10 protein-coding genes are annotated in these 15,489 nt (G+C 55.1%); all 10 read right to left on the minus strand.

Translation table 11 applies throughout. The features are described 5' to 3' along the window. The gene (gene purL / locus FCL47_RS08290; RefSeq protein ID WP_136813015.1) at positions 1–3,807 is read right to left on the minus strand and encodes a phosphoribosylformylglycinamidine synthase; all 3,807 of its coding nucleotides are present in this window, start codon (positions 3,805–3,807) and stop codon (positions 1–3) included. Between the two features lie 250 nt (positions 3,808–4,057). Next, positions 4,058–4,453 (minus strand): hypothetical protein, encoded by a 396-nt coding sequence (locus FCL47_RS08295; RefSeq protein ID WP_136813016.1) that lies wholly within the window; start codon positions 4,451–4,453, stop codon positions 4,058–4,060. Between the two features lie 235 nt (positions 4,454–4,688). Then, positions 4,689–7,151 carry an AAA family ATPase gene (locus tag FCL47_RS08300; RefSeq protein WP_136813017.1) on the minus strand — a complete coding sequence of 821 codons (2,463 nt, stop codon included), beginning with the start codon at positions 7,149–7,151 and terminating at the stop codon, positions 4,689–4,691. After that, entirely contained in the window at positions 7,135–8,682 is a 1,548-nt protein-coding gene (locus FCL47_RS08305) for a 4Fe-4S binding protein (protein WP_136813018.1), read from the minus strand. The genes FCL47_RS08300 and FCL47_RS08305 overlap by 17 nt, the downstream gene beginning before the upstream one ends. A gap of 96 nt (positions 8,683–8,778) precedes the next feature. Next, positions 8,779–9,693, minus strand: a complete 915-nt coding sequence (locus tag FCL47_RS08310) for a DUF362 domain-containing protein (protein WP_136813019.1) — start codon at positions 9,691–9,693, stop codon at positions 8,779–8,781. Positions 9,694–9,728: 35 nt separating this feature from the next. Next, complete coding sequence (locus FCL47_RS08315) at positions 9,729–10,166, minus strand: PilZ domain-containing protein (protein ID WP_136813020.1); 438 nt, start codon at positions 10,164–10,166, stop codon at positions 9,729–9,731. A gap of 245 nt (positions 10,167–10,411) precedes the next feature. Beyond that, entirely contained in the window at positions 10,412–11,623 is a 1,212-nt protein-coding gene (locus tag FCL47_RS08320) for an ABC transporter permease (RefSeq protein WP_205747250.1), read from the minus strand. After that, on the minus strand, positions 11,623–12,348 hold the full coding sequence (locus FCL47_RS08325) for an ABC transporter ATP-binding protein (protein WP_240744176.1): 726 nt from the start codon (positions 12,346–12,348) through the stop codon (positions 11,623–11,625). Before FCL47_RS08325 ends, FCL47_RS08320 begins: the two co-directional genes overlap by 1 nt. Continuing rightward, on the minus strand, positions 12,345–13,646 hold the full coding sequence (locus tag FCL47_RS08330) for an efflux RND transporter periplasmic adaptor subunit (RefSeq protein WP_136813022.1): 1,302 nt from the start codon (positions 13,644–13,646) through the stop codon (positions 12,345–12,347). The genes FCL47_RS08325 and FCL47_RS08330 overlap by 4 nt, the downstream gene beginning before the upstream one ends. A 5-nt stretch (positions 13,647–13,651) precedes the next feature. Continuing rightward, a complete protein-coding gene (locus FCL47_RS08335; protein WP_136813023.1) occupies positions 13,652–15,091 on the minus strand; it encodes an efflux transporter outer membrane subunit in 1,440 nt (479 codons plus the stop codon). Between the last annotated feature and the right edge of the window lie 398 nt (positions 15,092–15,489).

Raw genomic sequence — 15,489 nt, forward strand, 5'->3', positions numbered from 1 at the left:
CTACTTCGTTTTCCGGCACCAGTCATAGGCGTTGGTAAACATCTGCATCCAGGGGGATACCTGCAAGCCTTTCATCTCTTCCGGCAGATAGTGGGCCTGCCAGGGCAGAAAGACCCGTTCGGGATGCGGCATGAGGGCTAAATGCCTGCCGTCGGCTGAGCACAGCCCGGCAAGTCCATCGATTGAGCCGTTGGGATTAAACGGATATTTCCCGGTTGGCTGACCATCATCGTCAACATAGACCAGCGGCGTCATGCCCGACGCTTTTACCTTGTCAAGGAGATCCTTGTCCGGGAAATGCAGTTGGCCTTCCCCGTGGTCAACATGGATGCCAAAGACCAGCCCTTCCATACCGGCAAGCATCATCGCCGTGCTTTTCTGCACCTTGACCGTCGTCCAGCGGGACTCAAATCTCCCCGAAACATTGCGAATAAACCGGGGCTGGCGTTCAGCAGGCAGCCCCATCTCCGGGACCCAGCCAAGCAAGCCAAACAACTGGCAGCCATTGCAGATCCCCAGGGTAAAGGTATCGGGCCGCCGGTAGAATTCGTCAAACATCTTTTTTAACCGCGGATTGAACAGGATGGTTGCCGCCCAGCCCTTGGCCGATTCCGGCACATCACCATAGGAAAAACCGCCGACTGCGGCCAGGCCGCGGAAATCGTCCAGGGTAACGGTTCCGGCCAGCAGATCGCTCATGCAGATATCCCAGGGCTCAAACCCGGCCAGATAAAAGGCCGAAGACATCTCGCGATCGGAGTTAGAGCCCTCATCACGCAGAATTGCCACTTTGGGCTTATCGGTGCGGGTGAGACGCGCAGCAGGTGGCGGCTCAGGCGTAAAACTCAAATGATAGGCCGGCCCTTTCCGGTCATGGATATTGGTCTTTTCTTCATCGGCACAGGCCGGATTCATCTGCAGCCGTTCCAGCTGATAACTGGTTTCTTCCCACCAGCTGCGAAGAACGATCATCGGTTCATCCAGGACCTTCTCGCCGTTATAGCGTATCTGTATCTGTTGTGCCTCGGTTGTCGTGCCAAGCTGGACAAAGGATACTCCGGCACCAGCCAGAATTTGCTCCACCTGGGAAATTTTACCCGGTCGACATTCAACCACCAGCCCCAGTTCCTCGGCAAAAAGTGTTGCAAAAACTGTATTGGTCCCATGCAGGTCAATATCAAGGCCACAATTGCCGGCAAACGCCATTTCCAGCAGAGTGGTAATCAAGCCGCCGTCACTGCGATCGTGACCGGCAGCAATAAGATCCTGGGCGATCAGTTCCTGCACTGCCAGGAAACTGTCTTTGAGAGCCGTACCGTTTTCGACATCAGGACTTTTATCTCCCACCTGGCCCATCACCTGGGCCAGGGCACTGCCGCCCATCCTGGCCTGACCGCCGGCGAGATCGACATAGAGCAGCGGCGAGCCGATTTCTTTAATATCGGGCGTTATGACCCTGCCGATTTCCGGCACCGCCGCATAGGCCGAGATGACCAGTTCACGCGGTGACTTGACCGTCTCTTTCCCAACCATGGTGGCCATGGACAGGCTGTCCTTGCCGCCATCCACCGCCATGCCGACCTCAACCATTATATCGCGCATGGCCCGGGCGGCGTCATAGATGGCCGCACCCTCACCCGGCAGCTTTGGGGCCCACATCCAGTTAGCCGAACATTTGACCTGCTCCAGCTCCTCGATTTTTGCCCAGACCAGGTTGGTCAGTGCCTCGCCGACGGCCATCCGGGCACCGGCTGCCGGATCAACCAGCATCTTAATCGACTGTTCGCCGATGGCCGAAGCGATACCCGTCCGGCCGAAATGACTCTGCGCCACCACGGCGACATTACTGACGGTCAGTTGGAGAGGGCCGCAACACTGCTGTCGGGCGATAAGGCCGGTCACCGCCCGGTCGACTTTATTAGTGAGAAATCTCTTGGAACCAACGGAAACCAGGCGCAGCACATCATGCAGCGCGGAAGCCACCGTCAATTCTGCCGGGAGCTGCAGAGCTTGTGCGCGCAGCGGCGTTCTGGTATCGGTAAATGTCTTCTGGGGAATTTCACCGAGCAGGACCGGCAGATCGATATTCACCGGAGTGGTGTCATCGTTTGCGTCATGGAGGACAAACTTCAAATCGCCGGTCACCTCCCCCAGCACCTCGCAATTGACCTTCTCCCGAACACAAATCTTCTCGAACTGGGCAATATTTTCCGGGCGAATCAAAAAACCGCACCGCTCCTGGTATTCGGCAACATAAATTTCCAGCACCGACATGGTCGGGTCGCCGACCCGGATATTACGGACCTCCACCCGGCCACCGGATTTTTCCACCAGCTCTTTCAACACATTGGCCGGGCCGCCTGCGCCCTGGTCGTGAATCACATCGATCAGGGTTTTTTCGCCCATCTCGTTGCAGGCGCGGATGACCCGGTTCATCTTCTGCTCCATTTCCGCATCGCCGCGCTGCACCGCATTGAAATCCAGACTCGACTCGTTTTCCCCCTGGAGCATACTGGATGCGGCCCCGCCGCCGAAACCAACGCGATAGGCCGGCCCACCCACCTGGACGATGAGCATGCCCTGCACTGCGGAGGCTTTTTCGGTATGCCGGCCGTCAATCTGGCCGACCCCGGCGGTAAACATGATCGGCTTGAGAAAGCCCCACCTTTCACCGCTATCCAGACGCATATCAAAGGATCTGGTAAAGCCCTGAATAAGGGGTTCGCCGAACTTATTGCCGTAATCCGAGGCGCCGTTACTGGCTTCAATTTCTATTTCCAGGGCCGAGGCCAGATTGTCGGGGCAGGGATAACTCTGTTCCCAGGGCAGTTCATAGCCGGGAATATGCAGGTTTCCAACGCAATACCCAGCGGTCCCGGCGACGACAAAACCGCCCTGGCCGGTGCCCTGGACATCACGAATCCGCCCGCCGGTGCCGGTTTCCGCGCCCGGGAAAGGTGCGACCCCTGTGGGAAAGTTATGCGTCTCCGCGGTAAGAAGGGGATGATACTGCACCGTCACCGGCACAAGCGGAGAGGGACTGCCGGGCTGCGCCGGCACCAGGGTATCGATTGCATAGCCTTGAATGACGCTGGAGTTATCTTTAAAGGCAATCAGCGATCCCTTGGGATGTGCGTTGAGCGTTGCGGTCACCAGATCAAAGAGGGTGCTGTCCATTTCCTCGCCGTCAATCACCTGTTTTCCTTTAAAAAAACCATGCCGGGAGTGCTCGGAATTGGCATTGTTCAAATCCATGATCTCAACGATGGTCGGATTGCGGTGCTGCTGGTTGACAAAGTAGTCGTAGTAGAGGTTCCTGTCCCATTCGTCCATGGAAATCCCCGGCAACTCGTTCAGGCCATCCGCCCCCAGCGTCTTGAGATCCACCTCATAGACCGCCTCCGGCACCACTCCGGTGTGAAAACTCGTCAGCGGCGCCGGATAGTGGCACTCGGTCATCCGATCATGGTGAAGGTGAATAAATTCCTGCACATCGATGTTTCCCGGTACCAGATACCGCCTGGAGCGCTCCACCCTGGTGATCATGTCCAGCCCTGTGGCCTTGCAGATGGAGACCATATTCGATGACCAGGCGGTGGCAAAATTGAGCCGGGGCCCTACTTCCACCACCCTGTCGCCTTGCAGAACGGGAGCATCACTGACACTGTCAACGAGAAACCCATCCGCCAGAATAAGCCGCAGACAGGTCATTTCCTCGCTGGTTAACGGCCGGATTGATTCGATGTTAAAACAATAGGCCTTGTGGTCATCAATTTTTCGATACAGCTGTGTGACGGTGACACCCATGATTATTTCCTCTATACTTTATATAATGGCTTACCAAAGCGCTTCATCCGTCAGTCGCACGTGAAGCTTTTAAACGAGCCAGTCTTAAATTCGATTTAAGGTGAGATTATCAGTGATAAAGAGCGCAAGGAGCCTGACACGGCAAGGCCTCCATAACGCGCCTGAGTGGCTATATGGGCAGACACTAGCATTATTCGGCAATTATTTCCCCATCATTTTGAGCAGAGTATAACGACCGAACCTCGCACATCTACTTCCGGCTGAGCAGCATATGTTCAAGCTGCGGACCTACTTTTTTCCAGTCTACGCAAGGCCTGGCGAAGCCTTCCGGCTGAATGAGCGGACAGCCAAACCCCGAATCGTCAACATATACTTCTCCGTAGGCCTTGGGGCTGCTGGTCCAGATATCCTGATCAGGGTTTCTGTTCACGCCAAACAGCTGAATACCATTTTCCTCCATATAACGTACTGCATCCTGCAACAGGTTCATCCCGTCCGCTCTATTGGAACGCATGGTAAACAGAATGATTTTTGCACCAAGAAACTGCAACCTTTTCAGCCAGGCAACTGCCACAGGGACGGGTTCGCCGATTTCCGGGTATCGGTGATCGACCACTGTTCCATCAAAATCAACACATATATACATGACAAACTCGTAAGAACCGTAAATTTGAGATAATTAAAGTAAAAACGTCCTACACATTACTTTCTCGAAAAAGATATCTGTGGTGCGCCTGCCCGCATATGGTAACGCACTTAGGCGACATTGCAACTTTTCGGTGGCCGGTAATTCTCGTCTTTTTCCACGCAAAAAGCAAGGTACAGTTGCCGCAAAGCTGTCATTGCCATATGACACTCCTGTCATTCGACCCCCACCGCGGTTAACGATGCAGCAACAGCCGCAAGGCTGTCTGGCGCTTGCTGGTGTCCTGCTGGCCCACGGCCATGGCCATGGCTTTACGCGTGCCGACCAGCACCGCCAGCTTTCGTGCCCTGGTCAGCCCGGTATAGATGAGATTACGAAAAAGCATCTTAAAATGCTGGGTCAATACCGGCATGATGACGGCGCCGAATTCGCTGCCCTGGGATTTATGAATGGTTATCGCATAGGCCAGGTCGAGTTCCAGGATATCGTCTTTTTGATAGACAACCTCCCGCCCTTCCGGGAAAAAGGCCACCACACAACTGAGACCGATGTTATCGATGGATAAAATCGTGCCGATATCACCGTTAAAAACGACCAGGTCATAGTTGTTTCTCCGGTGGATTACCCGGTCGCCGACCCGAAAGATCCGCTCCCCAACCAACAGCTGCGCCTTGCCCTCTGCCTGTGGATTGGCCGCCTCCTGGATGACCCTGTTCAGATTCGCGGTCCCCAGACTGCCGCGGGTCATCGGTGAGAGGATCTGGATCTCGCATTCCCGCCCATGGTATTTGGGGATCCACTCCAGATAGAGGCGCACCACCGTATCAACCGCAGCTAAGCCATAATGCAGGGTTGACCAGGGGTGCACCCTGGCCAGGACCGCTTTTAATTCATCGACTCCGCCCTGGGCCTGCTGCACCTTGTGCAGATCGACGTGCAGAAATTTTTTGGGAATGACAAAATCTTCTTCATAGGCAGAACGGATCTGCTCGGAGGTTCTGAATTCATAGAGGTTTTCGGAGGTCGTCAGCCCTTCAAGCTGGGGCGTCTGCAAATCATAGAAACGTTTCACCCGAGCCACAAAGCTCAGCTGTTCCTGGGTGGCTTCATCCGAATCGATAAACAGACAGTCACTCTTTCGCCAGATCTCCGGTTTTTTGAAAGGCGAGTCGATGGGCGGCGTGACACCTTTATTTATCTGGTGGGCATACTGAATTATCTTTGACTCCTGCGCCTGACGGAAAATCCGGGTGAGTCGAAACGCGGCAACCGCACCCGAATCGAGGATATCCCGCAGGACATTGCCGGCACCCACCGAGGGCAGCTGATCGGCATCGCCGATAAACAGCACCTGGCATCCGGCGGGCACTGCTTTTAACAGGGACGCTGTCAGGGAAATATCGAGCATGGAACATTCATCGACAATGAGGAAGTCGGCCTGCAGCGGTTGCTCCTCATTCTTCTTGAACGCCCCGCCCTGCCACTCCAGCAGGCGGTGCAGGGTCTTGGCCTCCCTGCCGATGACTTCTGTCATCCGCTGGGCGGCACGGCCGGTTGGAGCGGCGAGCAGCACCCGTTTGCCCAGATGCTCAAGCAGCCTGACGATAACAAGAGTGGTGGTAGTCTTTCCACAGCCCGGTCCCCCGGTCAGAACCGAAAATTGATTGGCGATAACGGCCTGCACGGCAACCGCCTGTTCCTCGCTGAGTGCGATCCCCTGTTTCTGGCAATGCAGCCGGGTCCATGTACCGGCAGCCTGACCGTCAATGTTCAGCGGATAGGCCATGCCGCGCACTTTTTCTGCGACAAAGGCTTCATCGTAATAGAGCGATTTGGAGTAGTAGCAGACCAGATCGCCCCCGTCAGGAAGGGGCAGCAAACGCACTTTCAGCTGATTCTCAGCCTCCATCCGGTGCAGGATATCGCCAAGACGGCCTTCCGGGTTAAAGCCAAGCAGGCTGCCGACTTCAGTGGTAATCTGAGTTGCCAGCAGATAACAGTGCCCCTGCTCGCGGCCGGCGGCCAGGACATGCCTGACGGCTGCGGTTATGCGCTGCTCGCTGTCTTCGGCCAGTCCCAGGCTGAGGGCGACTTTATCGGCCGAGAAAAAACCGATGCCATAAAAATCATTCGCCAGCCGGTAAGGATCTTCACTGACCATCTGAATGGCCTGATCCCCGTATTTTTTATAAATCCTTACCGAAAAAAGGGTCGAGATGCCATGCCCCTGCAAAAACATCATCACTTCCCGCACGACTTTATGCTCCCGCCAGGCCTGCTCGATCATCTGCAGCTTTTTTTTGGCGATGCCGGGCACCTCGAGCAGCCTGCTTATATCGTACTCAAAGACATCCAGGGTACTTTCCTTGAAGTTGCCAACGATCCTGGCGGCGGTTTTCGGCCCGACCCCATGAATCAGCCCGGAGCCCAGATATTTTTCCAGCGCGGCGGTGGTCGCGGGTTTTTTCTCAATGGCCCGAAGGGCTTTAAACTGTCGGCCAAACTGGGGATGCACCGTCCAGGCGCCATGAAATTCCATGGTCGCCCCGGCAAAGACCTGGGTCTGATGCACGGTCACCGTCTCCAGACTACCGGGGCTGTTGAAGGGGGAAACCCGCAAGACCGACCAGCCGGTGTCGGCATTGTGGTAGGTGACCCGCTGGACAATGCCGCGCAGACTTTCAGTTATATCCGCCATAGCTCGTCAGTGCATTGTCCGGATGCCGATGTTCCCCGGCACTGGTGATGAAGATGGCACTCCTGCCGGGCAGGGGGCATTTCGTCTCGCAGATACCGCAGCCGATGCAGAGCTCCTCCACCACATAGGGCTGCCCGATGGTTATCGCCTGCCCGTCCGTACCTGCCACGACTACTTCTTTAAAGCGAATAGCCTTATCCGGTGTCGGGCAATGTTCCTCGCAGACCATGCAGGCAGTGGCCCTGGCATAGGGAAGACAGATATTTTTATCAAACCAGGCATGGCCGATTTTCCACTGGTGCTTTTCGACCGTGGTCAACTGTCGGATGGCCCCGGTGGGACAGACCTGGCCACAAAGCGTGCAGTTGAATTCGCAATACCCGCTCCGTGCCACCAGCATCGGGCTGAACATGCCGTCGAGTCCTGCCTGGAAAAGCGATGGCTGCAGGGCGTTGCCAAGACAGACCTGGATACATTCGGCACAGCGGACGCAGCGCTGCAGGAATTCTTTCTCCGCAAGGGCTCCCGGCGGCCTGATCAATAAAGGATCCGGATTTTTCGCCTGCACCGCAACCCCTTTGACCGAAGGCAGCAGAAAACCGAGGAGGGCCGCGCCAATAAATTTTCTGCGGGAAAGAGACGGCCGACTGTTTTTCCGGCCGATAAGGGCAAAGTCGAAACCAATTATCTGTCGGGGACATTTTTCCACGCACTCGTAACAGAGAGTGCAGCTCCCCATATCGATTTTCCGATCGTCATCAATAGCGCCCATCCGGCAGTTGCTGCTGCAGATGCGACAAGCGCGGCAATCGTCGTTGCCACCCTTGGCGGCAAATGTTCCGCTGCGGCCGATAAGACCGAGCAGCGCCCCAAGAGGACAGAGATTGCGGCAGAAAAATCTTCGCTGCACCGCCTCCAACAGCAAAACCGTGAGCAGCACAAACAGCGAAAAATAGGCAAGCTGGAAAAATTTCTGGCTGGAAGGCAGCACCGTGGCGCGAAGAAAGCTGTACACCGGCTCAGTGAAACCGTTGACAACGGGCAGCTCCTGATAGGTATAGGTGAAAAATCCGACAGTCAGGTTATTGAAGGCAGGATATAGTGCCTGGGCCAGCCCGCGCACCAGAATCGAGAATGGATCGAAATAACCGGCTATGCCAAATCCGAATAGGGCAGAAACAAGCGTGAAAATAAGAATTATAAGGGCCAGATCGGGAAAAAAGGTGCGGCTTTTTCTCCAGGTTGCCGGAATGAACTTCTGACAAAGATCGAGCAGGGTTCCCATCGGGCAGAACCAGCCGCAAAACGCCCGGCCGACAAAAAACGTCAGCACCACCACCGCAAGAGCGGGCAGAAACAGGGCCACAAAAGTTTTTGCAGCAAGCATCACGGCCGCAGCAAGAAAAGGATCGAGACGAAAGAGGATATTGACCGCAGCGTCAAGTCGGTCGGAACCGTTGTAATCGGTCTTGATAAACAGATACAAAAATACCGCTAAAAAGAGCAGTTGCGTGCAACGCCGAAGAACCATCAGGCGCCAACCTCCTCTTTTTGGGGGTTTTGTAACGGTCATCATATTTGCCAAACTCGTAAAAACATAGACCTTGAGATGGTTAAGTAAAAAGCTTCATATTTGCACGGTTTTAATCTCCATCTTATCAATATCCATCTCGCCAAGCCCCATCTCATAGGCAGCCAGGGTACTGGCAATGTCCTGCGGCTGCATCGCAAAAAGGGTAGTGGCATAGGCATCGGCGGCCACCGGATCGGAAGAGGCGATGACCGTATTCATCTCCTTGACATCTTCTCTTCGACCACCCTGAGGCCCATTGCGCAACAGCATCCTGGTGGCATCGATCACCGTCAGTTTGGGTTGCACCACGGTCGCCAGATCCGCCAGCTCCTGACCGAGATTATGATGCAGCCGGCCACGATTACCGCCGATAACCCCCATCGAATTTTTCAACCCAAGCGATAATCGGCTCAGTCCATGGTGTTTGGCGACCGGAACATTGATATAGCAGTCGGCGGCCAGGGCATCTTTATAGATCTCCCACCGTTTAAGGGATTTCCCTTTGTCGATATCAACGGGGACAAATTTACGGGGATCGATATGTTCCCACGCTATTCTCGCATCCCCCAATTTTTCCAACTCGTCGATGATGCCGCTGTTGGTATAACACCGCCGTTTTTCATTGCAGGTGTGATCAAAAACCTGCACCTTCGTCGCACCCGCATCAAGCGCCAGCTCGGCCAGGGTGCGCACAACCAGGGGATGGGTATTCGCTCCCAACTCGGGCGTCCGGTCCCAGCCCATGTTCGGCTTTATGACGACAGTATCACCTGTTTTGATAAATTTACCAACTCCTCCTGCAATTTCAACAGCTTTTACAACCAGCAACCGATAATCCGCACCTTTGGCGACGCCAAGGATCGGAGTTGGAAGCGCTGCCTCGGCGGGAAAGATCCTGAGGCAGGGAACGCCAAGGCTCAACCCGGCAGTCCACAGCAAGACATCTTTGACGAATTGTCTTCTGTTCATAGATTTTCTGTGATGTGCAGCGGAGTCCATCGGGATCACCTGAGAGAGCTGTAGTGCTTGGTGGAGACGAGCCCGGCAATGAAGGATTGGTATTCTTTCTTAAAGTCCATAAACTCCATGCCAATCCGGTGTTTGCCTCGTTTATCGCCCACGTTTCTTATCACCGCCCGCGACATAACCTTCTGTTTACCGAGAAAAAACCCTATCTTCACCGGCTCGCTCAGGTCCAGTCTGGTATCTAAAAGAACGGCCATGCCGCTTTGACCGATATCCACCAAAGACCCCAGTCCGTCAAAATTCTTTGCGGCAATCTGAACCGGCATCTTTTGTACATCAAAAAGAGGCAACAGATCCCGCTCCGTCATCCTGGCCCAGGCTCTCTTGCCCAGAGAATTGTCCGGTTCGTAATTCCAATCGACTTCAAGCCCCTCAATTGATGGAATATCGTCCCAACCTGTTTTCTTCACTGTCATATTTTTCTCCCAAAAGAATTTCTGGTGAGATACATGAATCCTGCATTTTTACTACGTCTTATCCCGCCCAAAAGCTTTGCGGGACTCTTTTTAGTCCCCGTGCTGTGCGGGGATAAGTCCCCTCACGAAATAGTTTTCTTGTAAAAAACACAAGGAAACTATTTCTAAGTCACTAAATATATATTCACACAAGGGTGAAAGAACAAGTCGTTTGTCTCCTGCTCAAATGGTCCCCGGGAGTATGATCATTCATGGCGCAGGGCCTCGATCGGATCGAGCCGGGCGGCTTTTCGTGCGGGAAAAAAGCCGAAGATGATACCAACCGCGCAGGAGAATAAAAAGGCCACAGCGACGATGCCGGGACTGAAGATAAACGGCATATGCATGGCCTGCGCACCAAGGGCGGCGGCGGCTAGACCAAAGGCAATGCCGAACAGCCCGCCAAACGATGACAGCACAACCGACTCCACCAGAAACTGCAGCAGGACATCATGTTCCATGGCGCCAATGGCCAGGCGGATACCGATTTCGCGGGTTCGTTCCGTGACCGAGACAAGCATGATATTCATGATCCCTATCCCGCCGACCAGAAGACTGACCGCGGCAACCGCGCCAAGCAGAGTGGTGAGTATCCGGGTTGTACCGGTAAGCGTGGTCATAATTTCCTGCATATCGCGAACAAAAAAATCATCGTCCTGATCGCTGCCGATATGTCGCCGTTCACGCAGCAGCTGTTCGAGGTCTTCTTTAATTTTGGTGGTGGAAAACCCGTCTTCTGCAGAAACATAAATCGCGCTGATATCGGTGTTGCCGGTTATCCTTCTTTGCAGGGTGTGCAGTGGAATAAGGACGAAATCGTCCTGGTCGTTGCCGCCGCCGGATTGGCCTTTGGCTTCCAGCACACCGATGACCTGGCAGGTTATCCCCTTGAAACGGATTGAGGCACCCAGAGGGTCCCGGCTGCCGAAAAGCTCTTTTTTTACGGTAGCACCCAGGATGCACACCGCCTTGCCGAACCGCTGTTCATTCTCGGTAAACGAGCGGCCGAGTGCCAGCGACCAGGCCCGGACGAAGAGAAAAGCATCGGTGCTGCCGGTGATACCGGTCGACCAGTTGGTATTGCCGGCAACGACCTGGGCCGCGCTTGCAGCGCTCGGAGCGACCGCAGCAATACCGGTGATCTGCTGGGCGATGGCCCTGGCATCATCGAGATTGAAGGCCTTGGCCGTTTCACTTGCCCCTCCAGGTCCTCGAAAGCCCTGCCCGGTGCGGATTTGCAGCATGTTGCTGCCAAGACTCGAAATTTCTGCAGCGACCTGGGCCGTGGCACCTTTGCCCAGGGTCACCAGGGTAATGACGGCGGCGACGCCGATGACGATCCCAAGAATGGTGAGTGAGGAGCGCAGCACATTGCGGCGTATCTCGCGAAGTGCCAGAATCATGGTTTCCCAGAGCATCAGACGGTCCTCCCTGTTGGTGCAGAGGCATCGATCTGCCCATCGATAAAACGGATCTGGCGGTCGGCATAAGCGGCCATTTCCAGTTCATGAGTGACCATGATGACCGTCAGGCCACGGTCACGATTGAAAGCGCTCAGCAGTTCCATAACTTCCCGGCTGCGCGCCGAATCGAGGTTGCCGGTGGGCTCGTCGGCGAGCAGTACCTTTGGCTCCGTGACAATGGCTCTGGCGATGGCCACACGCTGCTGCTGGCCACCCGAGAGCTCGCCGGGGGTATGGTGCTCCCAGCCGGTCAGGCCAACGGTCGCCAGAGCATCCAGGGCCAGGCCATGCCGCCGGGCAGCGGGGATGCCGCGATAAATCAAAGGCAGTTCGACATTTTCCAGTGCCGAAGTGCGGTTCAACAGGTTAAATCCCTGAAAAATAAAGCCCAGACAATGCCTGCGCATCAGGGTCAATTGATCACGTGACAGCTCGCCCACAGCGATCCCCTCGAACAGGAATGCTCCCGAGGAAGGGGTATCGAGACAGCCCAGGATATTCATACAGGTAGACTTGCCGGAACCGCTTGGCCCCATAACGGCAACAAACTCCCTGGCCCTGATGGTCAGGTCAATACCCCGCAGGGCATGCATGGCGGCCGGGCCGGTGCCGTATACCTTGGTTACGCCTTTAAGGGCAATAAGGGGCTCATCGCCAGCTGTGGTGGTGAACGTCATCATTGTTTGCCGATCCCCGCATCAATAATCAGCTCCATGCCGGCTTGAAGATTGCCGCCAACAACCTGAGTTGAAGTACCATCGGTCAGACCGATGGTGACCGGAGTAGCCACCGGCCGATCGCCGATCAGGACCCACACCTGTTGGTTCTTTTCCACTACTCCACCAGCTTCTTTCCGTTTATCTGTCCGCCGGGGAGGACGAGGCATAAGTTTGCTGAAAAGACTCCCACCACCACTCTTCGTTGCATCAAGTTTCTTCGGCGTAAAACGCAGGGCGGCGTTGGGCACGAGCAGGATATCATTTTTTTTGGTCACGATAATATCAGCGGTTGCAGTCATCCCCGGCCGCAGTGACAAATCCGAATTATCAACCGTGAGGATGGTTTCATAAGTCACCACACCGTTGGTGGTTTTTGCCCCAAAGCGGACCTGGGTCAGTTCTGCCGGATAGCTGCGGTCCGGGTAGGCATCAACGGTAAAGCTGGCCGTTTGCCCGGCCTGCACCTGGCCGACATCCGCTTCATCGACATCCACATGCAGCTCCATCTGGGCCAGGTTTTCGGCGAGAGAGAACAGCTCCGGAGCCTGAAGCGAAGCGGCCACGGTCTGTCCGGGCTCAACCGATCGGGTCAGAACGATGCCGTTGATCGGCGAACGAATCTCGGTTTTAGCCAGATCGGTCTGGTTCAGTTTGAGGGTAGCCTCGGCCTGGGATACTGCGGCAAGAGCCCCGGCATAATCGGCTTTCGCTCGATCAAGCGCCGCCCTGGCGGTATCCAGCTCACTCTTTGCCAAGGCCTTATTACGGCTGAGCCTGCCGACCTCAAGCAACCGGTTGAAGGCGGCCTGGGTCTCCGTGATTGTTGCCTGGGTCTGCAGAACTTTCGCCTGGGCCGAAGCGAGAGCGGCGCGGGATTGAAGGACCTGCGCCGACAACGTCGAGGTGTCCAGTCGGGTCAGGACCTGGCCGATCTTTATCTGGTCATTATAATCGACCTCAACCGACTTGACCGTGCCGGACAGTTCACTGCTGATGACCACCTGGTTGGTAGGCTGGAGATTACCGGTGGCCGTGACCTTAATGATCATGTCGCCGCGGTGGGCAGGCTGGGTTCTATATTGTATTGTGCCGCTTGGGTCCCGCATTGCCCATATCACCGCTCCCGCGGCGAGCAGCAGAAAAAAAGCGCACCAGCCCAGCAGCCGCTTTCGCTGCTTTTTTGTGTCTGATTGTTGATGCAGCCGGAGGGTTTCGGCGAGGCCGCTGTCCTGAACGTTCGGTTTGTTATTTGATGCCATTCTGGTTATTTCCCGCTGAAAGTATGCGTATCTGCAACAAAAGATGTCCAGCCCCCACCGAGGGCTTTATACAGTCGTATCAGATTGCCGGTCATGGCGGCACTGCTCTGGGTTGCCTGATCTTGAAACGAGAGCAGAGATCTTCTGGTGTCAAGGACCTCGGTAAAATTAATAAGCCCCGCCTCATATTGCATCTCAGCCAATGCAGATGCCTGTTCGGCCGCTTCCACCGAATCATGCAAAGCCTGATAACGCTGCTGTTCCTGGGCATAAGCCACCAGAGCCCCTTCCACCTCCTTGAGAGCAGAGAGCACCGCAGCTTTATATCCGGCCAGGGCTTCCTGCTGCAAAAAGTTCTGAAGTTGAATGTTGCCTTGAATCGCTCCACCATCGAACACCGGCCAGCTGAAACTCGGCCCGAAAGAGTAACTGCCGCTGCCGGAGTTGAACAGTTTGCCAATGGACAGGGCATCAAGACCAACGGAACCGCTCAATTTAAAAGCGGGATAGAGTTCGGCGGTGGCGACTCCGATCTGGGCTGTCTGCGCGGCAAGTAACCGTTCGGCCTTGCGGATATCGGGTCGACTCCGCAGGGTATCTGCCGGAATGCCAACAGCTACCGAGAGCGGCAAAGTCGGCAATGGAACGTTCTCCTTCAGCTGCTCGTTCAGGGAACCGGGAGGGCGGCCCAGCAGAACGGCAAGCGCATTGGCCGCGTTTGCCAGACCAGTCTGCAGATCCGGGATCTGAGCACGGGTGCTGGACACCAGATATTTTGCCTGCTGCAGCGCGAGTTCACTGGTCAGGCCACTTTGATAGCGGGCTTCGGTAAGGGCAAAAATTTCCTGCTGGGCGGCAAGATTATCCCGGGCGATCTGCAGGCGAGCCTGATAGGTACGGATGTCGATATAATTCAGTGCCACCTCCGCAAGCAGGGAAACCAGGACATCGCGGAGATCTTCCTCGCTTGCCTCCGCCTTCGCCTGTGCAGCTTCTACCGCCCGCCGTCTGCCGCCGAAAAGATCAAGCTCCCAGCCCGCATCAAATCCGAGGGAATGATAGGTTAAATCGTTGCCGCCGCTGCTGTTGCTCGTTCCGCTTCTCGTTACAGAGCCGCTGGCATCAACTGCTGGCAACAGACCGGCCGAGCTGATATCGCGACTGGCCCGAGCCTGCAGCAGACGGGACCGCGCCTGGTCAAGATCGAGATTTCCGGCAATGGCCTGATGAATATAGCTGCTCAGCAGGGGATCCTTGAGCAGTGTCCACCATTGGGCCAGGATTTGCCGATCGACTGGACCATTGGTCAAGCTTTGCGCCATGGGGGCCTGCCATGCGGCTGGAGTCTTCAGGTCGGGCCGGAAATAATCGGGACCCACCTTGGCACAGCCGAGAAGGCCTTGCAGAAGACAGAGTACCGTCAGGCAGAGTTTTATTTGATTCATGGGCATAGTGCCGAGATTATAATCCGTAGAGAACTGAAAACAATAATGGGCAAGAGGCGTGGGAACTGACTAACGAAATGCACCTAGCAAAAATGATACCATACTGCTAATAAAATTAAAACCGCTTCTATCGTGACGTTCAGGATGAGAGAGAATTGCCGGCGTCATCACTTCATTATTGAACTGCATAAAAAATCCCCCCTGCTGTATCATTTTTACCCAGGATTTATGGAAAAACATTTGCAAACAAACAGGAATGAATACTACGGCATTCCAACACACCACTTGATCAAAATAGTTCACACCAGATATGACAACTCGCCGACAACTATACAAATCAAGTCCATTTTACGCATTTTCCGATAAGTTCACCTTCCGGCAGGAGAGAACAATTCGCC

The organism is Desulfopila sp. IMCC35006 (assembly GCF_005116645.1).
Classification (GTDB): domain Bacteria; phylum Desulfobacterota; class Desulfobulbia; order Desulfobulbales; family Desulfocapsaceae; genus Desulforhopalus_A.